This is a genomic window from Bradyrhizobium sp. 40 (assembly GCF_023100925.1).
Lineage (GTDB): Bacteria > Pseudomonadota > Alphaproteobacteria > Rhizobiales > Xanthobacteraceae > Bradyrhizobium.
Genome location: NZ_CP064688.1, coordinates 2,236,473 through 2,263,061, shown reverse-complemented (window position 1 = coordinate 2,263,061; position 26,589 = coordinate 2,236,473). Strand labels below are relative to the sequence as shown.

29 protein-coding genes are annotated in these 26,589 nt (G+C 64.1%); 14 read left to right on the top strand and 15 right to left on the bottom strand.

Annotated features, from left to right (window positions below; genetic code table 11):
- Positions 1–84 precede the first annotated feature (84 nt).
- On the bottom strand, positions 85–363 hold the full coding sequence (locus tag IVB40_RS10820) for a hypothetical protein (RefSeq protein WP_035961174.1): 279 nt from the start codon (positions 361–363) through the stop codon (positions 85–87).
- 228 nt (positions 364–591) lie between these two features.
- Here IVB40_RS10820 and IVB40_RS10815 point away from each other — a divergent pair, with 228 nt between their 5' ends.
- The gene (locus IVB40_RS10815) at positions 592–810 is read left to right on the top strand and encodes a hypothetical protein (RefSeq protein WP_247818850.1); all 219 of its coding nucleotides are present in this window, start codon (positions 592–594) and stop codon (positions 808–810) included.
- 924 nt (positions 811–1,734) lie between these two features.
- On the opposite strand, the gene IVB40_RS10810 is transcribed toward IVB40_RS10815, so the two are convergent.
- Positions 1,735–2,121 (bottom strand): hypothetical protein, encoded by a 387-nt coding sequence (locus IVB40_RS10810; RefSeq protein ID WP_247818849.1) that lies wholly within the window; start codon positions 2,119–2,121, stop codon positions 1,735–1,737.
- A gap of 283 nt (positions 2,122–2,404) precedes the next feature.
- On the opposite strand from IVB40_RS10810, the gene IVB40_RS10805 reads away from it, so the two are divergent.
- Positions 2,405–2,662 (top strand): DUF2798 domain-containing protein, encoded by a 258-nt coding sequence (locus IVB40_RS10805; RefSeq protein WP_027566576.1) that lies wholly within the window; start codon positions 2,405–2,407, stop codon positions 2,660–2,662.
- A 50-nt stretch (positions 2,663–2,712) separates the two neighbouring features.
- Here the strand turns inward: IVB40_RS10805 and IVB40_RS10800 are convergent, their stop codons facing one another.
- The 3 genes from IVB40_RS10800 to IVB40_RS10790 all read right to left on the bottom strand — a co-directional run bounded on the left by IVB40_RS10800 (position 2,713) and on the right by IVB40_RS10790 (position 5,951).
- Positions 2,713–4,500: a chloride channel protein gene (locus IVB40_RS10800; RefSeq protein WP_247818848.1), complete on the bottom strand. Its 1,788-nt coding sequence runs from the start codon at positions 4,498–4,500 to the stop codon at positions 2,713–2,715.
- A 12-nt stretch (positions 4,501–4,512) separates the two neighbouring features.
- On the bottom strand, positions 4,513–5,166 hold the full coding sequence (locus tag IVB40_RS10795) for a class II aldolase/adducin family protein (protein ID WP_247818847.1): 654 nt from the start codon (positions 5,164–5,166) through the stop codon (positions 4,513–4,515).
- 158 nt (positions 5,167–5,324) lie between these two features.
- Complete coding sequence (locus IVB40_RS10790; protein ID WP_027566573.1) at positions 5,325–5,951, bottom strand: MarC family protein; 627 nt, start codon at positions 5,949–5,951, stop codon at positions 5,325–5,327.
- A gap of 89 nt (positions 5,952–6,040) precedes the next feature.
- Here IVB40_RS10790 and IVB40_RS10785 point away from each other — a divergent pair, with 89 nt between their 5' ends.
- From IVB40_RS10785 to IVB40_RS10765, 5 genes are all read left to right on the top strand, one after another.
- Positions 6,041–6,247, top strand: a complete 207-nt coding sequence (locus IVB40_RS10785) for a hypothetical protein (protein WP_027566572.1) — start codon at positions 6,041–6,043, stop codon at positions 6,245–6,247.
- A gap of 100 nt (positions 6,248–6,347) precedes the next feature.
- Positions 6,348–6,914: a ferritin-like domain-containing protein gene (locus IVB40_RS10780; protein ID WP_027566571.1), complete on the top strand. Its 567-nt coding sequence runs from the start codon at positions 6,348–6,350 to the stop codon at positions 6,912–6,914.
- A gap of 154 nt (positions 6,915–7,068) precedes the next feature.
- Positions 7,069–7,452, top strand: coding sequence for an Hsp20/alpha crystallin family protein (locus tag IVB40_RS10775; RefSeq protein ID WP_007601432.1), 384 nt, complete (start codon positions 7,069–7,071; stop codon positions 7,450–7,452).
- Between the two features lie 8 nt (positions 7,453–7,460).
- Complete coding sequence (gene lon / locus IVB40_RS10770) at positions 7,461–9,866, top strand: endopeptidase La (protein ID WP_247818846.1); 2,406 nt, start codon at positions 7,461–7,463, stop codon at positions 9,864–9,866.
- Positions 9,867–9,871: 5 nt separating this feature from the next.
- Complete coding sequence (locus IVB40_RS10765; RefSeq protein ID WP_247436679.1) at positions 9,872–10,027, top strand: hypothetical protein; 156 nt, start codon at positions 9,872–9,874, stop codon at positions 10,025–10,027.
- 71 nt (positions 10,028–10,098) lie between these two features.
- On the opposite strand, the gene IVB40_RS10760 is transcribed toward IVB40_RS10765, so the two are convergent.
- The 9 genes from IVB40_RS10760 to IVB40_RS10720 form a co-directional block, all read right to left on the bottom strand.
- Positions 10,099–10,401, bottom strand: coding sequence for an HU family DNA-binding protein (locus IVB40_RS10760; RefSeq protein WP_007601427.1), 303 nt, complete (start codon positions 10,399–10,401; stop codon positions 10,099–10,101).
- 356 nt (positions 10,402–10,757) lie between these two features.
- Positions 10,758–11,990: an acetyl-CoA C-acetyltransferase gene (locus IVB40_RS10755; RefSeq protein WP_247818845.1), complete on the bottom strand. Its 1,233-nt coding sequence runs from the start codon at positions 11,988–11,990 to the stop codon at positions 10,758–10,760.
- 148 nt (positions 11,991–12,138) lie between these two features.
- The gene (locus IVB40_RS10750; RefSeq protein ID WP_027566568.1) at positions 12,139–13,602 is read right to left on the bottom strand and encodes a GH1 family beta-glucosidase; all 1,464 of its coding nucleotides are present in this window, start codon (positions 13,600–13,602) and stop codon (positions 12,139–12,141) included.
- A 702-nt stretch (positions 13,603–14,304) separates the two neighbouring features.
- A complete protein-coding gene (locus IVB40_RS10745) occupies positions 14,305–14,712 on the bottom strand; it encodes a hypothetical protein (protein WP_247818844.1) in 408 nt (135 codons plus the stop codon).
- A gap of 59 nt (positions 14,713–14,771) precedes the next feature.
- Positions 14,772–14,939, bottom strand: coding sequence for a hypothetical protein (locus IVB40_RS10740; protein ID WP_197031110.1), 168 nt, complete (start codon positions 14,937–14,939; stop codon positions 14,772–14,774).
- A 164-nt stretch (positions 14,940–15,103) separates the two neighbouring features.
- Positions 15,104–15,337 carry a hypothetical protein gene (locus IVB40_RS10735; RefSeq protein WP_027566566.1) on the bottom strand — a complete coding sequence of 78 codons (234 nt, stop codon included), beginning with the start codon at positions 15,335–15,337 and terminating at the stop codon, positions 15,104–15,106.
- On the bottom strand, positions 15,334–15,633 hold the full coding sequence (locus IVB40_RS10730; RefSeq protein ID WP_247359139.1) for a hypothetical protein: 300 nt from the start codon (positions 15,631–15,633) through the stop codon (positions 15,334–15,336). The genes IVB40_RS10735 and IVB40_RS10730 overlap by 4 nt, the downstream gene beginning before the upstream one ends.
- Before the next feature lie 151 nt (positions 15,634–15,784).
- A complete protein-coding gene (locus tag IVB40_RS10725; RefSeq protein ID WP_247818843.1) occupies positions 15,785–18,295 on the bottom strand; it encodes a TonB-dependent receptor in 2,511 nt (836 codons plus the stop codon).
- Between the two features lie 153 nt (positions 18,296–18,448).
- On the bottom strand, positions 18,449–19,807 hold the full coding sequence (locus tag IVB40_RS10720) for a histidine kinase (RefSeq protein WP_247818842.1): 1,359 nt from the start codon (positions 19,805–19,807) through the stop codon (positions 18,449–18,451).
- A 145-nt stretch (positions 19,808–19,952) separates the two neighbouring features.
- On the opposite strand from IVB40_RS10720, the gene IVB40_RS10715 reads away from it, so the two are divergent.
- Positions 19,953–20,573, top strand: a complete 621-nt coding sequence (locus IVB40_RS10715; protein ID WP_007612921.1) for a response regulator transcription factor — start codon at positions 19,953–19,955, stop codon at positions 20,571–20,573.
- A 70-nt stretch (positions 20,574–20,643) separates the two neighbouring features.
- Positions 20,644–21,489, top strand: coding sequence for an S-formylglutathione hydrolase (fghA, locus tag IVB40_RS10710; RefSeq protein WP_247402787.1), 846 nt, complete (start codon positions 20,644–20,646; stop codon positions 21,487–21,489).
- 24 nt (positions 21,490–21,513) lie between these two features.
- Here the strand turns inward: fghA and IVB40_RS10705 are convergent, their stop codons facing one another.
- Positions 21,514–22,086 carry a DUF3280 domain-containing protein gene (locus tag IVB40_RS10705; RefSeq protein WP_247290578.1) on the bottom strand — a complete coding sequence of 191 codons (573 nt, stop codon included), beginning with the start codon at positions 22,084–22,086 and terminating at the stop codon, positions 21,514–21,516.
- A 58-nt stretch (positions 22,087–22,144) separates the two neighbouring features.
- Between IVB40_RS10705 and IVB40_RS10700 the strand changes: the two genes are divergently transcribed.
- From IVB40_RS10700 to IVB40_RS10680, 5 genes are read left to right on the top strand one after another with little or no spacing between them, the layout of a single operon-like run.
- Entirely contained in the window at positions 22,145–23,326 is a 1,182-nt protein-coding gene (locus IVB40_RS10700; protein ID WP_247818841.1) for an ABC transporter substrate-binding protein, read from the top strand.
- Positions 23,311–24,303, top strand: coding sequence for a YVTN family beta-propeller repeat protein (locus tag IVB40_RS10695; RefSeq protein WP_247359126.1), 993 nt, complete (start codon positions 23,311–23,313; stop codon positions 24,301–24,303). Before IVB40_RS10700 ends, IVB40_RS10695 begins: the two co-directional genes overlap by 16 nt.
- Positions 24,300–25,106 (top strand): ABC transporter ATP-binding protein, encoded by an 807-nt coding sequence (locus tag IVB40_RS10690; RefSeq protein WP_247818840.1) that lies wholly within the window; start codon positions 24,300–24,302, stop codon positions 25,104–25,106. Before IVB40_RS10695 ends, IVB40_RS10690 begins: the two co-directional genes overlap by 4 nt.
- Positions 25,103–25,951 carry an ABC transporter permease gene (locus tag IVB40_RS10685; protein ID WP_247818839.1) on the top strand — a complete coding sequence of 283 codons (849 nt, stop codon included), beginning with the start codon at positions 25,103–25,105 and terminating at the stop codon, positions 25,949–25,951. Before IVB40_RS10690 ends, IVB40_RS10685 begins: the two co-directional genes overlap by 4 nt.
- Positions 25,948–26,562, top strand: coding sequence for a hypothetical protein (locus IVB40_RS10680; RefSeq protein WP_247818838.1), 615 nt, complete (start codon positions 25,948–25,950; stop codon positions 26,560–26,562). Before IVB40_RS10685 ends, IVB40_RS10680 begins: the two co-directional genes overlap by 4 nt.
- The last annotated feature ends 27 nt before the right edge of the window (positions 26,563–26,589 follow it).

The following is a 26,589-nucleotide window of genomic DNA, read 5'->3' as shown; positions in this document are numbered from 1 at the left end:
GGGGGGCGGTGGCCCCACGGGGAATTTTCAGGCAAAGAGCATTCCATCGGGCTTCGCGCAAGGGGCGCGGCAAGTCACCTCAAGTTACCTGCGGTCGTAGGACCAGCCGAAAACGCCACTCCGCCGCGTCTCGGGCTCCGGCTCGGCGGCGGGCTGCGGCGCCTCCCTCAGTTCCGCCTGCGGCGGCGGAGGCGGCACCGGCAAATTCTCGCATTTCATGGAATAGACCAGCTTGCCGTCCGCGGTATGCCCGATCGGCGCGCAGGGGTCCGGATGCGCCACCGATTTTTTTGGGGTCAGCTTGACCTGCGCCACCGCTGGCGCAGCGATCAGCAGAAGGACCAGCAGATATTTCGACATCATTGTCGCCTGAAAACTAGATCTGGCCCATTGAACCGGATTGGAGGGAGCAAGTCCACCGGTGCAACGGGCGCGATTGCCGAATATTTAGCCGAGGCTAGAAAATTGGCTCGCCCCAATGTGATGTCGCGAGCGCTGATATCGGCTGGGCGCGTCGCCATGTCAGCCGCGACGGCGAGCACACAAACACACAATCTCACAGCCGGGCTGTCGTCACGGGAGAAAGAAACAATGCAAAAGACTTTCATCATTCTCGGCGCGACGCTGATTGCCGCCGCCACGATCCAAATCGCCGCGGCGAACGACCGCCGTCATGTCCGCAAGGCGCAGCCCCATCCCATCACCCAGTCGGTGCGCGTCTCCAACGCCGCGCTCTGGCCATCACAACGGACCGAGCCCGACTGGTCGCGCTATTCCAACGGCGCGATGTCTGCACCAGCGGGACGGTGATGCGGGAAGCCTAGCGCGATCAAGCGAAACTGCCTCCACGTCGTCATTGCGAGGAGCTCTTGCGACGAAGCAATCCAGACATTCTCCACGGATGCATTTCTGGATTGCTTCGCTGCGCTCGCAATGACGAAGTATGAGGCGGCAGCGGCACGCTTCCAGCTCGCATTTTTGAAGCAGACACAGCTTCGCAGCCTCGCGGCTGATTTCGCCCGAGCTTTGCTTCGTCGCTTCACCCTCTTGTCCAAGAGGGCGCAGGGAAGGCCGGGTGCCGGCTGGCACCCGCGGTCCGCTGCGCGAAAAGCACACGCAGGAAAACCGCACAGCAGCATACAGGTGTAGCCAATCACTCGGCCTTCCCTGCGCGATGATTGGACGGCTTATGCCGTGCTCTCCCGGGAGCCGAGTTTCTTTTGGCCTCCCTCACCCTCGCGAAATTCACCGACACCACGCCGGTTGACGCAGATGCCGCATTCGCCAGAGCTTGACCGTAGCAACGACGGCCAGGACCACACGGTTTTGCCGTACGCACGGCCCGCCATTTCGTCACCGGTTTCGACGACGTTGTGCACGTTGCCGCCGACCTGATGACGAGACGAAGCCTAGCAGCGCCGCTCGTCGGAACGAAGCCTTGGGCTCACGGAGAGCAATCCGCCCTGCCCCACGCCTCGCACCCGAACGCTGCCGCGTCCACCGCAAGCCCGGCTCGCGAACGTGACGACCACAAGATCGCCCCTCAAGGATGAGCCGGGATGGGCGACACATACGCCATTTCCGAATTTCGGTAAAGTGGAATATTTTTCCCGAAGGGGATTGACGCGCCCGCGACACAGGCCGCGCAATGACACGCCTCGCGCAGAAGCAACAAGGGGCGGTGCAAAACACCGCCCCTTTGGCGCGAATCGAGACTGAGGCGAAGACAGGCGCCTAATACTGCTGATAATAGCCACGCGGACCATAGTAGGGGCCGCCGCCGTATCCCTGGCCGCCGTAGTAAGGACGGGGTCCGTAATTATAGCGGTCCTCGTAGTACTCTTGGCGTCTGCTCTCTGCGATCGCGCCGCCGATCAGACCTGCCGCCACGCCCATGAAGGCGAGACCTGCAGCGTTCGGACCTCGTCGATAATAGCGGTGGCGGCGAGCGGCGCTGAAATCGGTGGCAGCCGGAGCGGCCGGGCCCGCGGCAGCGGCCTTGGTGGGCGCGGGCGAGTCGGCAGCCGAAGGCGTGATAGAGGCCGTAATCAGAGCGAGACTTGCGAAAACCGCCAACACAGCGTTGCGGCCGGCTGCAGAAATCATCGGTCCTTTATTCATCGTGACCTTCCCTGTTCTCGCTCAAAGCGACATAATCAAACAAGACTTAATGCACAAACCACTGAAATGGTTTCGTGATCGCGGCAATCTGCCACGCTTTGAACGATTGTAAACCGAACGTCCACATCCAGCTTGAACCATCCAACATGAGCGGATAATGAACGGACGCACCGTTTTTCGGTCGCCGTAAGCGTTTTACGTGAACCAACGCATCAACCGACGTCGTCGGGATCGATGCCATTTTTGGGTTCACCGTGCGCGTCCTATTCCAAAGAGAAATCAGATGATTGCGGTTCGCAAACTGCCGGCGCGCTATGCGCCGATCGTGATGCCATTCGTGCTGTCCATCCTCATGACGGCCGTGGTGTCGGTCATTTCCACGCTTCGAAGCCTCGGCGCAACGCCGGCGTTTCTCGCGACCTGGCCGGGCGCCTGGGCGCTGTCATGGCTCGTCGCGTTTCCGACGCTGCTGATGGTGCTGCCGCTGGTCCGCCGGATCGTGGCTAGCGTCGTTGCCGTTCCCTCCCAATCGGGCCGATAGCGGGCGCGGACGGCGGCGCATGATGCACGCCGTCCCGCTTCCGCATGACCTTACGACAGCGCCCCGAGCACGCCGCGCGTCGCCTTGTCGATCTCCTCGACATAGCGGCGCCGGACGAAGGTCTCAGTGAGGAAGCCGACCACCTTGCGGCTGTCGGTGGAATCGACCACCGCCAGCATTTCGGCCTCCGCCTCGTCGAACACCGCCATCGCCGATTTCACGTTCATTTCCGGGATCAGCACGATCTCGGTCAGGCGCGCGAGCTCGATCACCTGGATCTCGTCGGCGATGCTGTCGAGGTCGCCGGAGAACAGGTCGGGCAGCAGGACGAGGCCGACATATTCGTCCGCATTGTTGACGATGACGATCCCGGGCCGCGAGCCCAGCGCGAATTCACGGCGGACCGCGGCGATCGTCGTGGTCGACGGCACCTTGCCGACATCGGAGCGCATCAGCCGCTCGACGGTGAGGTTGCGCAGCCAGCCGACGTCGTTGGCGCTGCGGATGGTCTCGCCGCGCAGATGCAGGCGCCAGGTCGAGAAGGAGTGTCCGAACATGAAGCGGACGCAGATCGAGGTGACGATGCAGCCGGCCAGCACCACGGCGGTGACGTCGACGTTGCGGGTCATCTCGAGCACGAGGAACGACATGGTCAAGGGACCGCCGACGATGGCGACACCGAGCGTCGCCATGCCCGTCAGCATCGCGACCAGCGGATCGATCACGAAGTTCGGGCTGATCAAGACCAGCACCGCGGCAAAGAACTTTCCGATCAGGCTCCCGACGAACAGCGAGGCAAAGAACAGCCCGCCGCGGAAGCCGGAGGCGAGCGAGATCAGGCAGGCCGTCACCTTCAAGGCGATGATCAGCGCGATCAGGCCGATCGTCATGTCGTGAAAGAGATCGAGCACCATCGCGCCGTGGCCGGCCGCCAGCACCTGCGGCGTGACAATCGCAAAGCCGCCGACGATGAGGCCGCCGATCACCGGGCGCAGCCAGACCGGCAGCCATTTGAACAGGCGCTCGAACATCGAGGACGAGCGCATCACGGCGATGCCGACGCCGCTGGTGACGAGGGCGAGCCCGATCAGCGCCAGATATTGCTCGACGCCGACGGCGCTGACCTTGGGGATTTCGAGCGAGTATGGCGCGCCGCCGAGCCATTGCGCGGTCAGCGCACCGGCGAGCGAGGCGGCGAGGATCGGCGCGGCGCTGCCGACCGAATAGACGCCAACGATGAGCTCGCAGGCGTAGAAGGCGCCCGTGATCGGTGCACCGAAGGCCGCCGCGATCGCCGCAGCGGCGCCGCAGCCGACAATCAGGCGCAGATCGTTGCGGCGTAGATTGAAGAACTTGCCGAGCAGCGAGGCGATGCCCGAGCCGATCTGGGTATAGCCCGCCTCGAGGCCGACAGAGGCGCCGCAACCGTTCGAGATCAAGGTCTGGCTCGACACCACCACGCTGTCGCGCATCGACAGATTGCCGCCACGCAGCGCGTTGGCCTCGATCGGATCGACCGCACTGGAGAGCTTGAGCCGTCGCCGCCACCACTCCATGATACCGAGCGCCAATCCGCCCAGCGCGGGCGCAATCAGCGCGGCCCAGGGACTGACGCTGGTATTGGCAGACAGGCGGACATCGATGGGAATGCCGTAGATCACCATATGGGCGATCTGTGCAATCTCGGCCATCAGTGTCACGATGGCGCCGGCAAGCGTGCCGATCAGCAGCGCCAGCGGGATCAGATAGAATTCGTTGCTGCGCAGCAGCGCCCGCAGCCGAACCATGACGCGGTTCGTCCCCTTGCGGTCGGCGAGATGTCTGATCCGCAGGAACACTTTCTGTCCGCCCTACCCTTCCGACATGCCGTAACCGGACATGCGCTGGCGGACCCGCTCGATCTCGGCGCTCGACAGCAGCGACGGCTCTCCGATCTGGAGACAGCCGTGATATTGCCGCGCCAGCGTCTCGACCTCGACGGCGAGCCACATCGCCTTGTCCAGCGAATTCCCGATCGCGATCATGCCGTGATGGTCGAGCAGGCAGGCGAGCCGGCCGTCCAGCGCCCGAACGGCATGCTCGGACAGCTCCGTCGTTCCGAAGGTGGCATAGGGCGCGCAGCGGATGCTGTCGCCGCCGGCGGCCGCGATCATGTAGTGCACGGGCGGGATCTCCAGGCCCATGATCGCCAAGATGGTGCAATAGGTCGGATGGGCGTGGACGACGGCGTTGACGTCTGGCCGGGCCTTCAGGATGTCGAGGTGGAAGCGCCACTCGCTGGACGGCTTCTGAGCGGGCGCGTGCGAGCCATCCATCGTCATGAACACGATCTGCTCCGGCGTCATGGCGTCGTAGGGCACGCTGGTCGGGGTCACCAGAAGCCCGTCCACATGCCGGACGCTGATATTGCCCGAGGTGCCCTGGTTGATGCCGAGCGCGTTCATACGGCGGCAGGCGCCGATGATGGCCTGTCTCTTGTCGAGCTCGTCCGCTGTCATCGACATCTCGATTTCCTGACGATGGGCGCCTGTCAGACGGGGAGTACGTCAAGCAATATGGCAGCGCAAGAGAAAGCGGGCCGGATCGCGCGCGAGCCCGCCAGCCGCCGCGTGGCATCATGAAATAAACATGAAAATCAACGCATTAACAGATTGTCGCAGCTCTACGGCAAGCTCGCCCGGACCGCTGCGATCCCATTGATCACGAACTGCACCGAATAGGCCGCGAGCAGCATGCCGAGCACGCGTGAGAGGACGGCGTTGCCGGTGCGTCCAAGGCTCCGCGCGATCATGTTCGCGAAGATAAAGCAGAGCGTGCAGAGCAGGCACACCGAGAGCACGACCGCGATGATGATCGCGAGCCTCGGACCGTAGCCGGCATCGCCCGTCAGGAGCAGCGTGGTCGCGATCGCGCCGGGACCGGCCATCATCGGGATTGCCAGCGGGAATACCGCGACGTCGGAGGCATGCTCGGAGCTTGCCTTGTCGGCCTCGCGAGCCTCGCGATGCGGACGGTCGCCGAAGATCATCTGGTAGGACACGCCGAACAGCAGCAGTCCGCCGGCGATCTGGAAGGCGGGGATGCCGATCCCGAGCTGGCGCAGCAGCCAGTTTCCGATCAGGGCGATCACCACCAGGATCGACGCCGCAATCAGCGGCGCGCGTAGCGCGATGGTGCGCTTGGTCTTGTCGGGCATACCTCCGGTCGCGGCAAGGAAGGCCGGCGCAAGGCCCACGGGATCGACCACGAGCAGCAGCGTCACGAACGCAGATAAGGTGAAGTCGATCATGTCTCGGTGGGCTCCCTGGACGCAGGAACGATGGCTGGCGGAGTGACTTAGCCCGACAGAACCGCTTTGAAAATCACCGGAGATGCACAATGAGCGACAGTGGAATTGGAATGTTGCTGGGCCAGCTTTCGGGCAACCTGCTCTGGCTCTGGTTCATCGGAGCCTTCGTGCTGGGTGCGGTCCTCGTCTACGGCGTGGCGAAGGCGGGGCGCCTGCGGCGCCACGAGCGCGCGCAGCTTGACCGCAACACCGAGGCGCGTCAGCGGCAGGAAGATCCCTACAAGCGTCCGACCTGAGCGCAGGTTGCCGTTTGGAACTTTCGTTCTCCGAAAGCTTTTGATCGCCTGAGGATTGCGGAAGGCGATGCCTTCGCGTGTCACCTCAAGAGGAGGATGTATGGCCAAGAAAGCAAAGAAGCGCACAACCAAGAAATCGTCGACGGGCCGCGCCCGTCAGGCGCCGAAGATGTTGAGCGACCTATTCCTGGAAACGCTCAAGGACATCTATTTCGCCGAGAACAAGATCATCAAGACCTTGCCCAAGATGGCCAAGGCTGCCAACTCGAAGGAGCTCGCGGCGGCTTTCAACAAGCATCTGCGCGAGACCCAGGGCCAGGTCAAGCGTCTGGACCAGATCTTCAAAATGCTAGGCAAGCCGGCCCGCGGCAAGCCTTGCGAAGCGATCAACGGCATCACCGACGAAGGCGCCGAGATCATGAAGGAATTCAAGAACGCGCCTGCGCTCGACGCCGGCCTGCTCGCAGCGGCGCAGGCGGTCGAGCACTACGAGATCTCCCGCTACGGCACCTTGCGCACTTGGGCCGAGGAACTCGGCATGCAAGACGCCGCAAGATTGCTGCAGGCGACTCTGGACGAAGAAGAGGCGACCGATCACGCGCTGACCGAGCTCGCCACCTCCGTGATCAACCTCGAGGCGGAAGAGGAATACCGCCAGGCGGCCTGAGCCGCATATCGCGTGACAACGGAGCGCCGCGGTCCGGAAGGCCGCGGCGCTTGTCTTTTCGGATCGCACGATCCGCATGGCACCTCCGCGCCGCCGGGCTGGAATTCTTGGGAACCGGCCCCATATTCAGCGTTCCCACCGCCGAGCCTGCATCATGCAACCCAAAAATCCCCTCGACTGGATGCTGTCCGAAGCCCTGGACTCGCTGACCCGCGCCGAACGGCTGCGCCAGCAGTTCGGCCGCCAGGAAGCCTGCTGGGAGCCGCCGATCGACGTGCTCGAAACCGAGCATGAGCTCCTGATCCTGGTCGCGCTTCCCGGCGTCAATCCCGACAATGTCGAGACTGTCATCCATGACGGCGTGCTCGTCATCTCCGGCCAGCGCACCCTTCCGCCGGAGCTTCGCAACGCCCGCATCCACCGGCTTGAGCTGCCGCAGGGGCGTTTTGAGCGCCGCATTGCACTGCCCGTTGGTCGCTACGCCATCAGCCGCTTCGTGATGGACGGCTGCGTCGCGCTGCGCCTCGCCAAATCCTGAGGTCGATCATGGCCACCGAACCAATGAATACCGCACCGACCAATCCCCAGAGCAGTTCCGACGTGAAGATTCCCGAAGACGCGCTGATCATCATTCCCGTGCGCGAGATAGTGCTGTTCCCCGGCGCCATCGCGCCGATCGCGATCGCGCGGCCGAAGTCGGTCGCCGCCGCGCAACAGGCGCTGCGCGAGCAGCGGCCGGTCGGCATCGTCCTGCAACGCAGCCCCGAGACCGAGGAGCCCGGACCGGACGACCTCTATCGGGTCGCGACCATCGCCAACATCGTGCGCTACATCACCGCGCCCGACGGCACCCATCACATCGTCTGCCAGGGCGTGCAGCGCGCGCGCATCCTCGACTTCCTGCCGGGGACGCCGTTCCCGGCCGCGCGCATCCAGCAGATTCCGGAGCCGACCACGAGCACGCCCGAGATCGAGGCCCGCGGGCTGAACCTGCAGCGCCAGGCCATCGAGGCGATCGAGCTGCTGCCGCAGGCGCCGCCCGAACTGATCGCGATGTTCCAGGGCACCACCGCGCCCGGCGCGCTGGCGGACCTGGCGACCTCGTTCATGGACATCAAGCCGCAAGACAAGCAGGAGGTCCTGGAGACCATCGACCTCGCTCTGCGTGTCGAGAAGGTGTCGAAGCATCTGGCCGAACGGCTGGAGGTGCTGCGCATCAGCAACGAGATCGGCCAGCAGACGCGCGCCAGCTTCGACGAGCGGCAGCGCGAAGCGATCCTGCGCGAGCAGATGGCGACCATCCAGCGCCAGCTCGGCGAAGGCGACGGCAAGGCGGCCGAGGTCGCCGAGCTGACCACCGCCATCGCCAAGGCCAACATGCCGCCCGAGGCCGACGCGCATGCGAAGAAGGAGCTGCGCCGCTACGAGCGCATGCCGGAGGCCGCTGGGGAAGCTGGCATGGTCCGCACTTACCTGGACTGGCTGATCGAGCTGCCGTGGGCGCTGCCCGCGGAGAAGCCGATCGACATCAAGGAAGCGCGCCGCATCCTCGATGCCGATCACTTTGGCCTGGAGAAGATCAAGAGCCGGATCATCGAATATCTGGCGGTGCGCAAGCTGGCGCCGCAGGGCAAGGCGCCGATCCTGTGCTTCGTCGGACCGCCCGGCGTCGGCAAGACCTCGCTCGGCCAATCCATCGCACGCGCGATGGATCGTCCCTTCGTGCGCGTCAGCCTCGGCGGCGTGCATGACGAGGCCGAGATCCGCGGCCATCGGCGCACCTATATTGGCGCGCTGCCCGGCAACATCATCCAGGGCATCAAGAAGGCCGGCACCCGGAACTGCGTCATGATGCTGGACGAGATCGACAAGATGGGCCGCGGCGTGCAGGGCGATCCTTCCGCAGCGATGCTGGAGGTGCTCGACCCCGAGCAGAACGGGACGTTCCGGGACAATTACCTGGGCGTGCCCTTCGACCTGTCGCGCGTGGTGTTCATCGCGACCGCCAACATGCTGGACCAGATCCCGGGTCCGTTGCTGGATCGCATGGAGCTGATCAGCCTCACCGGCTACACCCAGGAAGAGAAGCTGGAGATCGCGAAGCGCTATCTGGTGCGGCGGCAGCTCGAGGCCAATGGCTTGACGCCGGAGCAAGCGGAGATCGAGCCGGAGGCGCTGCAGCTGGTGGTCAATGGCTACACCCGCGAAGCCGGCGTGCGTAACCTCGAGCGCGAGATCGGCAAGCTGTTCCGCCATGCTGCCGTGCAGGTCGCCGAAGGCACGGCTGCCAAGGTCGTCGTGGCGCCGAAGGATATCGGCACCGTGCTCGGCCAGCCGCGCTTCGAAGGCGAGATCGCGCAGCGCACCAGCATCCCAGGCGTGGCCACCGGCCTTGCCTGGACGCCGGTCGGTGGCGACATCCTGTTCATCGAGGCCTCGCGGGTATCCGGTCGCGGCGGGATGATCCTGACCGGCCAGCTCGGCGAGGTCATGCGCGAGAGCGTGCAGGCTGCGATGACGCTGGTGAAGAGCAAGGCCACGCAGCTCGGCATCGATCCGCAGCTGTTCGAAAAGAGCGACATCCACGTTCACGTGCCCGCAGGCGCGACCCCGAAGGACGGGCCGAGCGCGGGCGTTGCGATGTTCACGGCGCTGACGTCCCTGCTCACCAACCGCACGGTGCGCAGCGACACCGCCATGACCGGCGAGATCTCGCTGCGCGGCCTGGTGCTGCCGGTCGGTGGCATCAAGGAGAAGGTGGTGGCGGCCGCGGCCGCGGGCCTGAAGCGGGTGATGCTGCCGGCGCGCAACAAGCGGGACTACGACGACATCCCAAAGAGCGCGCGGGACAACCTCGAATTCATCTGGCTGGAGCGCGTCGACGAAGCCATCGCCGCGGCGCTTGAGCCGGCCGAGGCCAAGATCGAGGCCAAGGTCGAAGCGGCGGAGTGAATGCGATGAAAAAACTGCTGGAAAGAGCGAAGCGATCGCGGACAACGCAACGGCTGCGCCAGTTGCTTGATCGCGCCATCGACGGGGTTCGCGATGCGCTGGCGGCATCAGGACCGCGGCTTCAGCCGGTCCCGGTCAGGGTGAAGCGCCGCAAGGGTTGAGCCCTCCGTCTCAAGTCCTCGCGACAGCCCCGAACAAAAGGCCCCCTCCACGCGAGGGGGCCTTTGCGTTGTTAGCCCACGGCGTCCTTGGCGGCCTTGACCGGGCGGGCGCGGACGATCTTCCGGGCCGGCTTGGCCTTGAACATCATCTCTTCGCCCGTGAACGGGTTGGTGCCCTTGCGCGCCTTGGTCGCGGGCTTCTTGATGACCACGAACTTGGCGAAGCCCGGCACCAGGAACAGGCCGTTCTTCTTGAGCTCCTTGTGGCCGACGTCGGTCAGCGTCTCCATGACGCTCTTGACGTCACGCTTGGAAAGCTCGGTGGTGGTCGCGATCTTTTCGATCAGCTGCGATTTCGACATTTGGGTGGCCATCGTGTCTCCTCTGATTCGTTGACGGCTGCATATTAGACCAACCGGTGAAGGCCTATAGCCTTCTGCACAGTTTTGTCGGGGTTTTACGGGCTTTTTTGGCCCTCTGTGGCAAAAAACCCTGCTTTTTAGCCACTTCCGGAGCGGGAGAAGCCTCAGGCAGCGGATTTTACCTTGTTTCAAAGGCCCGCACGCAGCCTTGCTAAAGCTGATTCGATGCTTTCGACAAGCGACGACCGGCCTCTTTGTGAAAGGCGGGTCGCGATTCACCCTGGAAATAAGGCTAGACCGTCGGGATGCGGCGATCGCGGGTACTTTCTTTCCCTTATTTCTAAGGAGCCCGACGAGCTTCGCTCGCGCTAGATACGTTCGATGATGACGGCCGGGGCCATGCCACCGGCCGCGCACATGGTGACGAGACCGCGCTTCAAGTCGCGCCGCTCGAGCTCGTCGAGCAAGGTGCCGATCAGGATCGAGCCGGTGGCGCCGATGGGATGGCCGAGTGCGATCGAGCCGCCATTGACGTTGACCCGGGCGCGGTCGAGCTTGAGGTCGCGGATGTATTTTTCCGCAACCACGGCAAAGGCCTCGTTGATCTCGAACAGGTCGATGTCGTCCACGGTCAGCCCCGCCTTCGCCAGCACCTTGCGCGTCGCCGGCACCGGCGCGTTCAGCATCAAGGTCGGCGAGTCCCCCATGTTGGCCATCGCGACCACGCGCGCGCGCGGCTTCAGGCCATGCGGCTTGGCATAAGCTGGCGACGCCAGCAGGATCGCAGCCGCGCCGTCGACCACGCCGGACGAGTTGCCGGCGTGGTGCATGAAGTCGATCTCGAGCTCGGGGTACTTCTGCAGGATCAGGCCGCGATAGGTCGTGCCCTTGTCGTCGAGCGCATAGTCGGCGACCGCGGGGAATGCGGGCTTCAACGCGCTCAACCCTTCCATCGTGGTCTGCGGCCGCGGATATTCTTCATGGTCGAGCGCGAGGCTGCCGTCCTCGCGATGCACCGGCACGAGACTCTTCTTGAAGTGGCCGTTCGCGATCGCGAAGGCTGCGCGCTTCTGGCTTTCGAGGCCGAGCGCGTCCACGTCCCTTCGCGTGATGCCTTCCATGGTCGCGATCGCGTCGGCGCAGACGCCCTGATGCGACTGCGGATGCCGCGCACGCAGGCGCAGATTGCCGTTGTCCATCATCATCGGGCCGCCGCCGCGACGTCCTTCCATCGACATCATCTCGCAGCCGCCGGCGACGACGAGATCTTCCGCGCCCGCCATGATCGAGCTTGCGGCCATGTTGACGCTGGTGATGCCGGAGCCGCAGAAGCGGTCGAGCGTCACGGCACTCGCGCGCACGTCGTAGCCGGCGTCCAGCGCCGACATGCGGCCGAGATCGCCGCCTTGCGTTGCGACCTGCGCGCTGCAGCCCCAGATGATGTCGTCGACATCGGCGGTGTCGATGCCGGTGCGCGTCGCGAGCGCGCGCAGCACGGTTGCTCCCAGCTGCTGTGGATGAATGCCCGAGAGTGCGCCCTTGCCGGCCTTGCCGACGCCCCGTGGGGTCCGGCAGGCATCGATGATGAGTGCGTCGGTCATTGGCGTTATCCTCTTTTTGAATTCTTGGAGGCGTTTTGAATCAAGGTGCGAAGGGAGTCAATGCGCGTCGGCGGAACCGCCTCACCCCACCCTCTCAGCGCAAGCCAAGCTCGTCGCGCCTCCGCAAGAACGGGGGGAGGGAGAGCAATCACGCCCCCGCCGCGTTCTTCGCGATCACGTTGCGATAGAAGCTGGCACTGAGTTTTGGCGTACGCACCTGCGTGTCGAAATTGACGTGGTAGAGCCCAAAGCGCTTGTTGAGCCCGAACACCCATTCAAAATTGTCCATCAGGCTCCAGAGGAAGTAGCCGCGCACCGGCACGCCTTCGGCGGTGGCGCGCTGGAGCTGAGCGAGGTAGTTGCGCAGATACATGATGCGGTCGGTGTCGTAGATCTTGCCATCGGGCGTCACGACATCGTCGCCGGAGGTGCCGTTCTCGCTGATATAGATCGCGTCCGTCTTCCATATCTTCGCCGCCAGCTTCGGCACCCAGTAGATCGTCTCGGGGCCGACGCGCAGCCAGTCCGAATTCATGTGCGGGAACGATTTCGGGATCGGCAGCGGCATGAAGCCCGCGCCCTGGTCGGACGCCACCACATAGTTCTGCGGCGCGTAGATGTTGAGGCCGAGGAAATCGACGGGCGAAGAGATGATCTTCAGCTCCGCATCGGTGTATTTCGGCGCGTCGCGCCCGGCGAACTTCAAGAAGGCGTCGGTGTACTGGCCCGTCATGATGACGTTGAGATAGCCGGCGTTCATCTCGCGCAGCGCGATCTCGGCGGCACGGACGTTCTCCGGCGTGTCGATCGCGGGGGCGCAGGCATCGATGTTCTCGGCCGGCCCCACCCTGGTGCCGCGGCGGCCGTGGGCGCGGACCGCCTGCACCGCGAGCCCGTGCGCGAGTGCGCTGTTGTGCCTGATCTGGTTGACCTCGGCTTGTGGCAGTGTCACGCCGGGCGCGTCGATGCCGATGCCGTAGCCGAAATGGACGAAGCGACCGCTCTCGTTCAATGTGAACACGTTCTTGACGCGATCGGTCAGATGCTGGGCGACATAGGCCGCGTAATCACCGAAAATCTTGCAGGTCTCCGTCGACCGCCAGCCGCCAAACCGGTCCTGGAGCGATTGCGGCAGGTCCCAATGATAGAGCGTCAGCCACGGCTCGATGCCGTTCTTGAGGAGTTCGTCGACCAGGCGGTTGTAGAAGTCGAGCCCCTTCGGGTTGGGTTTGCCATCGCCGTCCGGAAACAGCCGCGGCCAGGCCACCGAGAAGCGATAGGCCTTGCAGCCGAGCTCCCTGATGAGCGCGATGTCTTCCTTGTAGCGGTGATAGTGCTCGTTGGCGCGGTCGCCGGTGCTGCCGTCCTCGATCTTGCCGGGGATGCGGACGAACTTGTCCCAGATCGAGGCCCCTCGCCCGTCCTCGTTGACCGCGCCCTCGACCTGATAGGACGAGGTCGCCGTGCCCCAGACAAAGCCCGCCGGAAAGCCGTCCACGCTCCGCGGGGACGATGCGGGCTTGGCATCCGCGACCTCAAGAGGATTGGCGATTCCGGCTGCGGACAATCCCGCCAGCGTGGCGAACTGGCGGCGCGAGACCTTGTCCGACATTGATAGTGCTCCGGGTGATGCTCTTTCGGCGGCACCATGGCGAATCGCGGGTCGTTTGAGAAGCGGGCGAGCCGAGGGCCGAGGATGCAGGATTGCGGAATGCGACAAAGTCGTCCGAAAGGGACTAGGGCGATTGTCGGCAGAGCTACCCCAAAGCCGAAATACCAGCCCAATCCGGCGAGGAAGTTGTCAGTTCCCCTCGATAAGAGGGCCCGTAGGCTCACAGAATGCCCTAAACCGCTCGGAAATTACGACCAAAGTTCGAAAATATGGCGTATGGTGCAACCATCGCCGCTCCGCTCTGGGCGATTGTCTGTCTGCACCGGTCAAGCAAGAGAACGACTGACTTAGGACGCGGTTTGACCGCATGAGACTGTGGTCACCTCTTCCGCTTGACCAAGCGCCTGTCCCGCCAGGGATACATCGACTGACCCCGCGTCAGAGCCACTGTGAATTCGAGGTAGATATATGTCGTATGCCTACAAGCTGAATGAAGACGTTCGCCACCAGCCCCAAGGCCCACAAGGACGTGCCGCAACTGAGCCGCCGATGATTTACACCATCGTCCAGCATATGCCCATCGAGTCCGATGGACGTCTCCGATACCGCATCAAGTGCAAGTCGGAGAAAATCGAGCGAGTCGTCACGGAAGATCAGCTTTCGTATTCGCAGTGAACTGCTTGACGACGGCGGCTTCCGCGATCAGCGTGAGCGCTTCGGCAATTTTGGCATCTTGTCGGGATTGAACGGCGGTATCTGCCGGGCTCGTTTGGGTGCGGGGGTCTGCTGTTCCGTCAGAATCAGCGTACCTTGGAGGACCATTCCCGGCACCTGCGCTGCCGTCGCCGTGTAAGTCGCGACCTTGCCCGGGCAGTTTCCCTCGATATCGAGCGTGAGCTCATCGTCGACGCCGAACACCGTGGCGCGTCCGTCGGTATGGCGCCTCGTTGACACGGTGGTGGTGAAGCGATCGCCGTCGACCTTGCAAGAGCCGTGATAGGTCATCAGGCTATCGCAGCCCCAAATCTGTCCGTCTGCGACATGGACGATCCCGGTCCCCTGATCGAGCGGCGTCTTGTACCAGGCGGCGTAGGTGCCGTCCTTCAACATGGGAGCAGTCTCCCGGTATTCCCTCGCGCATCATCGACACGATCAGCGCTAACAAAGCGTTAATCGCGCGGCCTGTGCCAATCCGGGCTATCCCTGCGCAGTTCGGCCTCCAGGTCTTCAATGATGCTGTGAAGCAGGCAGGCGGCAAGTGGATCGGTCACTTCGCGCTCCAAATGCCGGTAACGCGCGATTTGGAATTCCTGCTCTCTCAACTGGTGCTCTGTCATCGGACGGGCCCTCCGACGAAACGACGCAGAGACAGCCGAACAGTTTCGTTACAATTTTAGGATCATTCGCTATGGTTTCTGATCGGTAAAACAACGCAGGCCAGGCTTTACCGACGCGCGGACCATGGGGCGTCAAAAGGTCGATACGCTGACACGTACCGCTGTCACGGCACCTCGCCGTTGTTGCGACTTCCGCCGATGCTGTGCGGCTTGTTGAGGAAGAACTCCCGGTTACCGAGAGCCGCCTCCGCGTACTGGTCGATCGCGACCTGGATGGCCTCGATGTGCATGCGGCACCAGCCCTCGAGGCAGGACAGGCGCCGCGCATGATGGAGAGCCTTCAGAAATTCCGGGGGCTCCGGCATGTCGGAGAAGTAGGTCGGCCTCTCTCCCTTCATGCCCGTGCCATCTCTCGCGGCGGAACAAGGCGGCGCTTCTCAACGCCGACGCGCGATGGCATCGGTCGCCGGCGGGGAACGAAGAGGCTGGCGACAACGATCGGGTCGGTGTCTCCGAGCGCGGCCCGCTCCTGGACGAGGCCGCTCATCACCGTGCGCATCTTCATGACTTCGCCCGCAACGAAGCCGCAGTCCTCGTCCCTGTTGATCTGCTCATGCATGATGGCCTCGGCCTCACGCATGCTGACGCGTAACGCCCTGATGATCCTGCGGATTTCGTTGATGCGGTTGTCCATGGCTCGCTCCCTTGGCTGGACGAGCAGCATAAGAACAAAATATGAACGATGAGTCAATCGGCCTTAGGTAGAACACACCCGTGGCGGCACGCCGCGCCGGCGCAAACCGGCCTCCTCGTCATCCCACATGGGCCGGGGCTTGCGAGCCAGATCAGAACGTCACCCGCATCCCCGCATAGAATGCACGCGGCCTTGCCGGGCTGAGCGAGCGCGGGTCGTTGAAGTCGGCGGCGCCGTTGGTGAAGTTTGGCAAGGCTCCTGTGTCGAAGAACTGTCCATAGGTCGCGTAGCGCTTGTCGAAGATGTTGTCGATCTTGCCGTAGAGCTGGAAGTTCTTGGTCACCTGGTAGGACGTGTGCAGGTTGAACACGGTGTACGACGGCAGCTTCGCATATTGGTTGGACTCGTCTCCGACCAGATATTGGCTGGAGACGAACAGCGCGTTGCCGCCGACCTTCCAGACGTCGGTGACGGCATAGTCGACACCGACCTTGACGCGATGGCGCGGGATCGCGGGGAGCTGGTTGCCCGGCAGCACCTGAATGGTCTCGGTGGCAATATCCCTGAACGGGCTTTCGGAACCGAGCGCGAAAGCGTCGAGATAGCGTGCGTCGACGAACGCGTAGCTCGCCTGAAACTGAAGCGTGGGCGACTTGATGTTGACCTCGGCTTCGAGCCCCTGACGCCTGGTCCGGCCCACGTTGGAGAAATAGCCGAAGCCGGTGCGGCCGACTGCGGGAACGGCGACGATGTCGTCGTAATTGGTCGCGCGGAATCCGCCGAGCTTCCATCCGAGCGTGCCGATGTTGAGCTCCCTGCTGCCGCGCAGGCCCGCTTCCACGGTCTTGGACACGACCTGTTTCAGCGGTGGATCGGAGACGAGAAACGCGGCAATGAGACAGGGACGGGCGGGATCGGAGCAGCCGAGCTCGAGCGGCGTCGGAACGCGGTTGGCCTCGGAATAGCCGGCATAGGCCGTCAGCTCCGGTGTAATTTTGTATGTGCCGCCGATCACCGGATTGAAGCGGGTGAAGGTGTGATCGCCGTTAAGATCGGTCCCGAGCTGATCCTCCAGCGTGATGCGCGCCACGTTGAAACGGCCGCCGCCGGTGACGGCGAAGGCGTCCGTGATATTGAACGTGTCCATTGCGTAGAGGCCGTTATACTGGTTGACGGTCCGCAGCGAGACAGGGCCGGCAACGGTTTCAGGTACGCCGGTCGGCCCCAGGAAGAGACTGCTGCCGCTGACGACGTAGTTTTCTCCGATCGTGCCGATTTCGGCGGTGGCGTTGTAGCGCGTGACGCTGGCATCATAGGTCGTGCCCATCACGAAGCGGTTGTCGTGGCCGAACAGTTGATCGGTGTTGGTGGCCTGCCCCGACACGCCGAAGGTGGTCGAGCGTATCGAGCTGCGGTCGATCTCGCCGAGGATGGTCCCGGACGCGAAAGGATTGGCAAGCGGCAGGCCGTTCACGCCGTTCGCCGGTGTGGCGCCGTCGCCGAAGCAAAGAAGGCCGGTGAGCCCCGGATCGGTGCATTCCTGCGCGTCGGTCGGATTGCCGTCGACGAGCTTCTGCTCGTAGCGGCGCACATGGGCGGTGCCTTCGAGCGTCCAGGTCGGCGTCGCATCGACCTTGCCGGTCAGGTTGAGATAGCCGACGCGATTGGAGGTGGTCTGCGGCGTCGTGTAGGTCGCACCCCAATATTTATCGAGCAGCTCGGCGGGAACGGTGGCGCTGGCGCCGAAATCGTTCTTGGCGACGCCCATGTTGGCGTGGAATTCGCTGTCGCCGGCCTTGTAGCCGACATCGCCGTAGAAGCGCCGCACGTCCGATTGGGAGAAATTGCGGAAGCCGCTGTCGTGCAGGCCTTCGAGCGCGGCATAGACGCCGTAGTTCTTGTCGACCGTCTTGCCCCATTGCGCCGAGCCCTGGATGCGGCCGAACGAGCCGCCCATGAGATCAAGCTCCGCACCCTGATAGGTGAAACCATCCTTCATTTGCAAATTGATCGCGCCACCCAGCGCGTTGAGGCCGAAGGCTGGGTTGTTGGTCACGAGCGTGACCGACCGGATCGCCGCGGTCGGGATCAGGTCCCAATTGACGGCGTCGGAGAAGGCTTCGTTGATGCGGATGCCGTTCTGATACACGGCGAGGCCTTGCGGCGTGCCCGTCACCGGCGAGGCAACGAAGCCGCGGAATTCGACATCCGGCTGAAATGGATTGCCGGTGACCTCGCTGATGTTGACGCCGGCGATGTTGTCGCGAAGTGCGTCGGTGATGTTCATCGAGCCGGTGCGCTTGATCTGGCTGGCATCGACGGCATTGATCGCCGACGGGACCTTGTCGACGTCGAGACCTCTGCCGGTACCCGGCGCGGTCGGATAGACGTAGAGGCGCGTCCTGGGGCTGGCGGATGACGGTGCCCCGACGTGTGCGACCGGACGCGACGACGCGGTGCGCCGCGCCGTCGACGGCGGTGGCGCCGTCACCTCGACCGGCGGCAGGTTCTGGACGTTGGTTTCCTCGTCCTGCGCGGCCCCCGCAGGGATCGCGAAGATCAACCCCGACACCAGCCCGGTCGAAACCGAGGCCATCACCAAACGACGCTTGAACCCAAGAGGCTTGAACCCAAAACGCTTGAACCGAACACGATCGCCCATCCCAGCCTTCCCATCCGTGACCACCGGCTGTTTTGATTTTCGCCGGTTGGTCGAGACGAGTGTAATCGGCAGAGATGCGTGCGCCACCCACAAAAGGTCGGGCCGTATCCGCACCAATTTTCCCGAAAAAATCGGGAATTTTTCCCGACGCGATCAGGCCGCCGCCGTCGGAACCAGTGCTTCGACGGTCAGACCGCCATCACCGGAAACGACGTTGAGCGTGCCGCCCAGCGCCAGGATCCGCTCGCGCATGCCGACGAGCCCGAACCCGAGCTTCTGGCCTGGCTCCATGCCGCGGCCGTTGTCGCTGACCCGTACCCGGGCACAGCCGCGGCCATCGCTTGCCGCCTGCGTCACCGGCTCGATGACGACATTGACCGAGGTCGCGCCGGCGTGGCGGAACACGTTGGTGAGCGCCTCCTGCACGATGCGGTAGATGGTGAGGTCGGCGGTCTCCCCGGTGACGCCAAGCGCCGGCGAGATCGCGGTCTCGATGATGACATCGGGATGCGACTCCCGCCACAGCCGCGACAGCGATTCCAGCGCCCGGCGCAGGCCGAGCTCGGCAAGGCCGACGGGCCGGAGGCGTTCCAGCACCCGGCGATTGAACTGCTGAAGCGCGTTGATCTGCTCCAGCATGGCGCTGCCGTGTTTTCGTACGGCCTCCGCACTGGGGGCGCGTCCGTCCGCCTGCTTCGCCAGCGCGCTGGCATGCGCACGCAGCGAGAACAGGTATGGCCCAAACTCGTCATGGAGCTCGCGCGCGATCTCCTTGCGCTCGACGTCCTGGAGCGACACCGTTCGCTCGGCGAGGCGCCGCTTGTCCTCGATCGCCTCGCTGAGCGTTGCCGCAAGATGGTTGAGCTTGGTGCAGATCGCGGCGAGCTCCGGTGCGCCGCCCGGCGCGACGCGCGCCTGATAGCGCCCGTCTTCGAGCTCGGCCATCACGTCCGCAAGGGACTGGAGCGGCGCCAGTGCCCGGCCGATCACATTCATCATCACCAGAAACAGCGCCAGCGCGATCACCGAGCCGACCTCGAGCTGGGTCACGACGGCGTCCCAGATCTCGGCGATCTCGTCATCGGGATGGGAGGTGATCAGCAGCGAACCCGGCTTGCCATGGATCGAGACGGGTACGCTCACCGCGGTCTGCTCGGGATGGACCAGGCTGACGAACCAGGCCGGCGGCGCGCGGGTGTCGTCGTCGGCGTCGGTCCGGGGCTGCGTCAGCGGACTGCCCGCTTCGTCCCGAAGCGCGATGCTGACATGGCGCAGGCGGCTGAGGTCGCGTGCGATCTGGTTCAGCCTGGCGTCCGGATCGGGCGCCTCGTTGAGATCCGCCACGATCATTTCGATGAATTCGCGCGCGAGCCGGATCACGCTCTGGTCCTCGGCCTGCACGCGCGGCCCGGCTTCCGCGACCTGGCGGCCGATATTGACGGCGAGCCCCAGCGCCAGCAGCAGCGCCAGCAGCAGGTTGATGCGCCCACGCAAGGATAGATTTTGCCACATTGGTATCGCCCGTGCCCCCGCGAAGGATTGGCCTGCGCCTGTCCGATAACGTTGACAGAGGCGAAGCGCCCGATATCTAATCGAAAGCGTACAGCAATCCCGGCCGGGCGCGAAACAGGCCAAGGCGCTGTCGCGAGGAACGCCTATGCGCATTTTGATCGTCGACGATCATCCCATCGTCGCCTCCGGCTGCCGTGCCGTGCTGGCCGACGAAGGCGAGATCGAGATTTTGGAGGCCGCCGACGCCGAAGACGGCGAGTGCGTCTTCATCGTCGAGCGCCCTGACCTCTCGATCATCGACATCAACCTGCCGACCGTGTCCGGCTTCGAGCTGGCGCGCCGCATCCTCGAGCGCGCGCCCGAGGCCCGAATCATCATGTTCAGCATGAACGACGACCCTGCGTTTGCCGCGCGCGCGATCGAGTGCGGCGCCAAGGGCTATGTCTCAAAGACCGGCGACCCCGACGATCTCGTCGAGGCGATCCGCACCGTCGGCAGCGGCGGTACCTATTTGCCGAGCGCGATCGCGCGCAGCATCGCCTTTGCAGGACCCGCGCTGGCGCAAAGCCCGCTGTCGAAGCTGAACGCGCGCGAGATGGAGATCTTGCGGCTGCTCAGCGCGGGAAAGAGCCTTTCCGAGATCGCCTGGCTGGTGCAGTCGTCCTACAAGACTGTCGCCAACACCTCGTCCATCATGCGCCAGAAGCTCGGGGTGAAAACCTCTGTCGAGCTGGTGCGGCTCGCGATCGACAGCGGCGTGGCCTGAAGGCCGCCACGAATTCGGTCACACAAGCGTTGCAATCCTGATGTGGCTTGATGCCACGGAGCATAACGGCATGACGATCCAGACTGTCTCGACCAATACATCCTATGGCGGCGTGCAGGGCGTGTATCGCCATGCCAGCCAGGCGACCGGAACCGACATGACGTTCTCGGTCTATGTTCCCCCGCACGCGCAGGGCGCCAAGCTGCCCGTGGTCTGGTATCTCTCCGGCCTCACCTGCACGCACGCCAACGTGACCGAGAAGGGCGAATTCCGCAAAGCCTGCGCCGAGCTCGGCTTGATCTTCGTCGCGCCCGACACCAGCCCGCGCGGCCCCGACGTGCCGGGTGATGCCAACAACGCCTACGATTTCGGCCTCGGCGCCGGCTTCTATGTCGACGCGACGGAAGCGCCGTTTTCACGCAATTATCGGATGTGGAGCTACGTCACCGACGAACTGCCGAAACTCGTGGCGGAGAATTTTCCGGTCGACGCGAAGCGCCAATCGGTGATGGGCCATTCGATGGGCGGCCACGGCGCACTGACGGTCGCGCTGCGCAACCCGCACCGTTTTCGCGCGGCCAGCGCTTTTGCGCCGATCGTGGCACCGTCGCTCGTGCCTTGGGGTATCAAGGCGCTGACCGGCTACCTCGGGCCGAACAAGGACAATTGGCGCAGCCACGACACGGTGGCGCTGATCGAGGACGGCGCGAAGTTTTCAGGCTTCCTGGTCGACGTCGGCGAGGCCGATAATTTCCTGAAGGAGCAGCTTCGTCCTGAACTGCTGCAAGCCGCCTGCACCACAGCCAACATTCCGCTGACGCTGCGGCGGCAGGCGGCCTACGACCACAGCTATTATTTCATCTCGACCTTCATGGGCGACCATCTGCACTGGCATGCGGAGAGATTGAAAGGGTGAAGGCTTCTTCTCTCTTGGAAGAACCTACTCCGGCTTGCCGTAGTTCGGTGCCAGCAACCGGTTGCGGATCAGATAGCTCATCGTTCGCGTCCAGGATTCATCCGTGTTGCCGCGCATGTCGGCGCTGGCGGCCGTGATCATATTGCCGGTCTTCACGTCGCGCAGGTAGATGTTCAGATTGATGATCAGGTTCGAAACCTTCTGCACCATGCCGGTGATTTCCAAATCGGCACCCAACTGCCCGGCAAGCTTGAGGTCGCAATTGCCGCAGGCCTGCAAATTGCTGTGACGCGCCGCATCCCGGATCGGCGCGATATCGAGCAGCTGGAACCTGCCTGACTCGACCAGTGCCTTGCGCAACTGCTCGCTGATAAGGTCGAGCCTCGCCTCCTCCGGCTTGGAGCCGTAGAACTCTCCGGGCAGGCTGGTGTCGATCAGTTCGAAATCGAACACCGCGAGTTTCGGCGGATCGGCGAGCGCGACCGAGCCCGTCAACAGCAAAGCCGCGAAACCTATCAGCGCTCGCATGATCGTGATTCCCGGCCTCACGCGCGCGAGGACGAAATGCGGGGTTGCATGGCCTGACAAATCGGTCATGCTTTAGCAGAGACAATTCTCCATCGGCGGTCAAGCCGGGGAGTTGTACGGAGGAAACATGATCCGATGGTTGGTCGGCCTGATCGGCCTGGGACTTGCTGCGACGAGCGCGCTCGCGGCCGATCCCGTCATGATCGGCGTCGGCTATCTCGGAATCGCCGGCACCAGATCGACGCTGTCGCTGGTCGAGCAGCCCGCGGAGAATGACGGCGTCGCCGGCGCACGCCTCGCCATCGAGGACAACAACACCACCGGCAAGTTCCTCAACCAGCGTTTTGCGCTGGAGGAGCGGCGCATCAAGGAGGGCGAGGATGCCGTGCAGGCCGCGACCGACCTCGCCGCGCGCAACGGCTTCATCATCGCCGACCTGCCGGCCGACGCGCTGCTGAAAGTGGCCGACGCCCTGCGCGAGCGCGGCACGCTGCTGTTCAACGCCGGCGCGATCGACGAGCGGCTGCGCGAGGCCGATTGCCGTGCCAACGTCATCCACACCGCGCCGACGCGCGCAATGCTGGCCGATGCGCTCGGCCAATATCTGGTGTGGAAGCAGTGGAAGCGCTGGCTGCTCGTGGTCGGCTCGCATGACGAGGACAAACTGTTCGCCGATGCGCTCCGGCGCACCGCGACGCGGTTCGGCGCCAAAATCGTGCAGGAGCGCAGCTTCGAAGACAAAGGCGGCGCGCGCCGCACCGACTCGGGCGTGACGCTGATCCAGCGCCAGATGCCGGTGTTCACGCAACAGGCTCCGGCCTACGACGTGCTGCTCGCGGCCGACGAGAGCGAGGTATTCGGCGCTTACCTGCCCTATCGCACCTGGGATCCGCGGCCTGTCGCGGGCTCTGCCGGCCTCGTGCCGCGGAGCTGGGACGCCGCGCAGGACCAGTGGGGCGCGATCCAGATGCAGAACCGCTTCGTCAAGCTGAACGCGCGGCGGATGACCGCGCTCGACATGCAGGCCTGGACGGCCGTGCGCATGATCGGAGAGGCCACCTCGCGCACCAATTCCGGCGACATCAAGAAGGTCACCGATTTCATCAAGGGTCCGGAGTTCTCGGTCGCCGCCTTCAAGGGAACGAAGCTGACCCTGCGCGACTGGAACCTACAGCTGCGCCAGCCGATCCTGCTGGTCGACGGCCGCATGGTGGTGTCGGTGTCGCCGCAGGAAGGTTTCCTGCACCAGGTCTCCGAGCTCGACACGCTCGGCTATGACCGCCCGGAGAGCAAATGCAAGCTGAAATGAGGAAGAAGATGTTGCGCTTGTGGCGTGTGGGACTGCTGTCCGGGCTGGCGCTGACGGCAGCGCCCGCGCATGCGTTCATCGCCTATGTCTCGAACGAGAAGAGCAACACGGTGTCGGTGATCGATACCGACAGCTGGACGGTGACCAAGACCATCAAGGTCGGCCAGCGCCCGCGCGGCATCGACTTCACGCGCGACGGCAAGTTCGTGATGGTCGCGGTCGGCGACGACGACACCATCCAGATGATCGACGTCAAGACGCAAACCGTGGTGGACAGCCTGCCCTCCGGGCCCGACCCTGAATTGTTCGCCCAAGATGCCGCCGGCAAGGTCCTCTATGTCGCCAACGAGAACGACAACACAGTGACGGTGATCGACCTCGAGAAGCGCGCCCGCCTTGGCGACATCCAGGTCGGCGTCGAGCCCGAGGGCATGACCATCAGCCCGGACGGCAAGACGCTGATCAACACGTCCGAGACCACCAACATGGCGCATTTCATCGACACGTCGTCGCGCCAGATCGTCGCCAACGTGCTGGTCGACGCGCGGCCGCGCTTTGCCGAATTCAAGCACGACGCTTCCGAATTGTGGGTGTCCTCCGAGATCGGCGGCACCGTCTCGATCATCGACCCCGGAAAGCACGAGGTGACCGGCAAGATCAATTTCGAGATTCCGGGGTTGAGGAAGGAGGCCATCCAGCCCGTCGGCATCGGCATGACCCGGGACGACAAGACCGCCTTCATTGCGCTCGGGCCCGCCAACCGCATCGCCGTGGTCGATACCGCCTCGCGCAAGGTGACGAAATATCTGCTGGTAGGACAACGGGTCTGGCACATGGCCTTCACGCCGGACGAAAAATACCTGCTCACCACCAATGGCGTCTCGAACGACGTCTCCGTCATCGACGTCGCCGCGCAAAAGGTGATCAAGACCATTCAGGTGGGCGAACTGCCCTGGGGTATCACGATCGCGCCATGACCAACCCTGCTCCCATCGCCGAACAACGCGAAACACCAAGGCCCGATCCGACGGCGGTACCCGCGCTGTCGATCGACGGCGTCAGCCACGCCTATGGACCGCGCCGCGCGCTGATGGACGTGTCCTTCAACGTGCAGCCCGCGAGCTTTACGGCCCTGCTCGGCCTCAACGGTGCGGGCAAGAGCACGCTGTTCTCGCTGATCACACGGCTGTTCGGCATCCAATCCGGCCGCGTCGGCATTTTCGGCCATGACGTCGGCAAAAGCCCCGGCGAAGCGCTGCGGTTGCTCGGCGTTGTGTTCCAGCCGCGCACGCTCGATCTCGATCTGTCGCTGACGCAGAACCTGCTCTATCACGCGGCACTCCACGGCATCAGCCGCCGCGAGGCCCGCGCGCGAGCCGCCGAGCTGCTCGGCCGCATCGGGCTTGCAGAGCGCGCCGGCAGCAAGGTGCGCGATCTCTCGGGCGGGCAGATGCGGCGGCTGGAAATCGCCCGTGCGCTGCTGCACCGGCCGCGCCTGCTGTTGCTGGACGAGCCCACCGTCGGCCTCGACGTCAAGGCGCGCGCCGACATCATCAGCCATGTGCGCCAGCTCGTGAGCGAGCAAGGCATCGGCGTGCTCTGGGCCACGCATCTGTTCGACGAGATCATGGCCGGTGACAATCTCGTGGTGCTGCACCAGGGCAAGGTGCTGGCGCAGGGGCCGATGAGCCGCGTCGTCGCGGAAGCCGGCGCGCAGGACGTCAACACCGCCTTCATGCGTCTGACCGGCGCGCAGACCCTGCCGGGAGGCGGCGCATGAGCAGCATCGCCACCCGCGATGCCCCACGCGGCTTCTCGTTCCAGGAATACATGACCTGCCTCACGGGCATCGTCTGGCGCGAAGGCCTGCGCTTCCTGCACCAGCGCGAGCGTTTCGTCTCGGCGCTGGTGCGGCCGCTGGTGTGGTTGTTCATCTTCGCCGCCGGTTTCCGCCAGGTGCTCGGCATCTCCATCATCCCGCCCTACGAAACCTACATCCTCTACGAGGTCTTCATCGCGCCGGGGCTGATGGCCATGATCCAGCTCTTCAACGGCATGCAGTCCTCGCTCTCGATGGTCTATGACCGCGAGATGGGGAACATGCGCACGCTGCTGGTAAGCCCACTGCCGCGCGGCTACCTGTTGTTCTGCAAGCTGCTCGCGGGCACCGCGGTGTCGCTGCTCCAGGTCTATGCGTTCCTGCTGATCGCCTGGTTCTGGGACATCACCCCTCCTGTATCAGGCTATCTCACGGTGCTGCCGGCACTGATCCTGTCCGGACTGATGCTGGGCTCGCTCGGCATGCTGATCTCCTCCGGCATCAAGCAGCTGGAGAACTTTGCCGGCGTGATGAATTTCGTCATTTTCCCGATGTTCTTCGCTTCATCGGCGCTCTACCCGCTCTGGCGCGTGCAGGAGGGCAGCCCCTATCTCTACTACGTTTGCGAGGCCAATCCGTTCACCCATGCGGTCGAGCTGATACGTTTTGCATTCTACGGGCAGATCAACTGGATCTCGCTGGCGGTGGTCGCGACCTGCACAATCGTCTTCATGATCGGCGCGATCTATGCCTATGATCCCTCGCGCGGGCTGGCGCGACGGGGCCCTGCGGGAGGCGAAGGATGACGGTTAGAGTTCTGGCCATGGCCGCTCTGACGCTCGCAGCCGCGAGCACGGCGGCACGCGCGGCCGATCCGCGCTATCCGGACTGGCCCTGCACGCAGGCCAAAGTGCCGGACATTTCGCTCGCGGCCGTTTGGGCCGGCCCTTCGCTCGACGACGTGCAGAACAAGTGGAAGGACGACGCCAAAGTCAGCGCGCTGGTCGCGAAACTGTCGGCACGCAAGACGCCGCTGGACGAAGCCGAGAAGTTGGTGAGGGAGTTTTTGGCGGGCTCCGCGGCCGACAAGACCGCGAATGCGAAACTGCTGTTCGCAGGCTTGTTCGACACGCTCAACGCTCAGCGCTCGCAGGTCATGAGCGGGCTGGAACGCGTCAGCCGCAAGCAGCGCGAAGCCGCCAACAAGATCCGTGAGGAGAGTGTGCAGCTCCAGGCGCTCCAGGGCGCCACGCCGCGCGACGGGGCCAAGGTCGATGCGCTCAGCAACGAGCTGATCTGGAAGACCCGCATTTTCGAGGACCGCTATAAGGTGGTACGGTTCGTCTGCGAGGTTCCCACCACAATCGACCAGCGGCTGTTTGCGCTCGGACGCGTGATCCAACAGGAAATGGAATAGCGTCAGCCTCATTGACCGCTTGCGGCA

What these genes read in the sequence shown, in the direction of transcription:
- IVB40_RS10820 (WP_035961174.1), bottom strand. Translation starts at nt 363, where the DNA reads ATGATGTCGAAATATCTGCTGGTCCTTCTGCTGATCGCTGCGCCAGCG.
- IVB40_RS10815 (WP_247818850.1), top strand. Translation starts at nt 592, where the DNA reads ATGCAAAAGACTTTCATCATTCTCGGCGCGACGCTGATTGCCGCCGCC.
- IVB40_RS10810 (WP_247818849.1), bottom strand. Translation starts at nt 2,121, where the DNA reads ATGAATAAAGGACCGATGATTTCTGCAGCCGGCCGCAACGCTGTGTTG.
- IVB40_RS10805 (WP_027566576.1), top strand. Translation starts at nt 2,405, where the DNA reads ATGATTGCGGTTCGCAAACTGCCGGCGCGCTATGCGCCGATCGTGATG.
- IVB40_RS10795 (WP_247818847.1), bottom strand. Translation starts at nt 5,166, where the DNA reads ATGTCGATGACAGCGGACGAGCTCGACAAGAGACAGGCCATCATCGGC.
- IVB40_RS10790 (WP_027566573.1), bottom strand. Translation starts at nt 5,951, where the DNA reads ATGATCGACTTCACCTTATCTGCGTTCGTGACGCTGCTGCTCGTGGTC.
- IVB40_RS10785 (WP_027566572.1), top strand. Translation starts at nt 6,041, where the DNA reads ATGAGCGACAGTGGAATTGGAATGTTGCTGGGCCAGCTTTCGGGCAAC.
- IVB40_RS10780 (WP_027566571.1), top strand. Translation starts at nt 6,348, where the DNA reads ATGGCCAAGAAAGCAAAGAAGCGCACAACCAAGAAATCGTCGACGGGC.
- IVB40_RS10775 (WP_007601432.1), top strand. Translation starts at nt 7,069, where the DNA reads ATGCAACCCAAAAATCCCCTCGACTGGATGCTGTCCGAAGCCCTGGAC.
- lon (WP_247818846.1), top strand. Translation starts at nt 7,461, where the DNA reads ATGGCCACCGAACCAATGAATACCGCACCGACCAATCCCCAGAGCAGT.
- IVB40_RS10765 (WP_247436679.1), top strand. Translation starts at nt 9,872, where the DNA reads ATGAAAAAACTGCTGGAAAGAGCGAAGCGATCGCGGACAACGCAACGG.
- IVB40_RS10760 (WP_007601427.1), bottom strand. Translation starts at nt 10,401, where the DNA reads ATGGCCACCCAAATGTCGAAATCGCAGCTGATCGAAAAGATCGCGACC.
- IVB40_RS10755 (WP_247818845.1), bottom strand. Translation starts at nt 11,990, where the DNA reads ATGACCGACGCACTCATCATCGATGCCTGCCGGACCCCACGGGGCGTC.
- IVB40_RS10750 (WP_027566568.1), bottom strand. Translation starts at nt 13,602, where the DNA reads ATGTCGGACAAGGTCTCGCGCCGCCAGTTCGCCACGCTGGCGGGATTG.
- IVB40_RS10745 (WP_247818844.1), bottom strand. Translation starts at nt 14,712, where the DNA reads ATGTTGAAGGACGGCACCTACGCCGCCTGGTACAAGACGCCGCTCGAT.
- IVB40_RS10740 (WP_197031110.1), bottom strand. Translation starts at nt 14,939, where the DNA reads ATGACAGAGCACCAGTTGAGAGAGCAGGAATTCCAAATCGCGCGTTAC.
- IVB40_RS10735 (WP_027566566.1), bottom strand. Translation starts at nt 15,337, where the DNA reads ATGAAGGGAGAGAGGCCGACCTACTTCTCCGACATGCCGGAGCCCCCG.
- IVB40_RS10730 (WP_247359139.1), bottom strand. Translation starts at nt 15,633, where the DNA reads ATGGACAACCGCATCAACGAAATCCGCAGGATCATCAGGGCGTTACGC.
- IVB40_RS10725 (WP_247818843.1), bottom strand. Translation starts at nt 18,295, where the DNA reads ATGGGCGATCGTGTTCGGTTCAAGCGTTTTGGGTTCAAGCCTCTTGGG.
- IVB40_RS10720 (WP_247818842.1), bottom strand. Translation starts at nt 19,807, where the DNA reads ATGTGGCAAAATCTATCCTTGCGTGGGCGCATCAACCTGCTGCTGGCG.
- IVB40_RS10715 (WP_007612921.1), top strand. Translation starts at nt 19,953, where the DNA reads ATGCGCATTTTGATCGTCGACGATCATCCCATCGTCGCCTCCGGCTGC.
- fghA (WP_247402787.1), top strand. Translation starts at nt 20,644, where the DNA reads ATGACGATCCAGACTGTCTCGACCAATACATCCTATGGCGGCGTGCAG.
- IVB40_RS10705 (WP_247290578.1), bottom strand. Translation starts at nt 22,086, where the DNA reads ATGACCGATTTGTCAGGCCATGCAACCCCGCATTTCGTCCTCGCGCGC.
- IVB40_RS10700 (WP_247818841.1), top strand. Translation starts at nt 22,145, where the DNA reads ATGATCCGATGGTTGGTCGGCCTGATCGGCCTGGGACTTGCTGCGACG.
- IVB40_RS10695 (WP_247359126.1), top strand. Translation starts at nt 23,311, where the DNA reads ATGCAAGCTGAAATGAGGAAGAAGATGTTGCGCTTGTGGCGTGTGGGA.
- IVB40_RS10690 (WP_247818840.1), top strand. Translation starts at nt 24,300, where the DNA reads ATGACCAACCCTGCTCCCATCGCCGAACAACGCGAAACACCAAGGCCC.
- IVB40_RS10685 (WP_247818839.1), top strand. Translation starts at nt 25,103, where the DNA reads ATGAGCAGCATCGCCACCCGCGATGCCCCACGCGGCTTCTCGTTCCAG.
- IVB40_RS10680 (WP_247818838.1), top strand. Translation starts at nt 25,948, where the DNA reads ATGACGGTTAGAGTTCTGGCCATGGCCGCTCTGACGCTCGCAGCCGCG.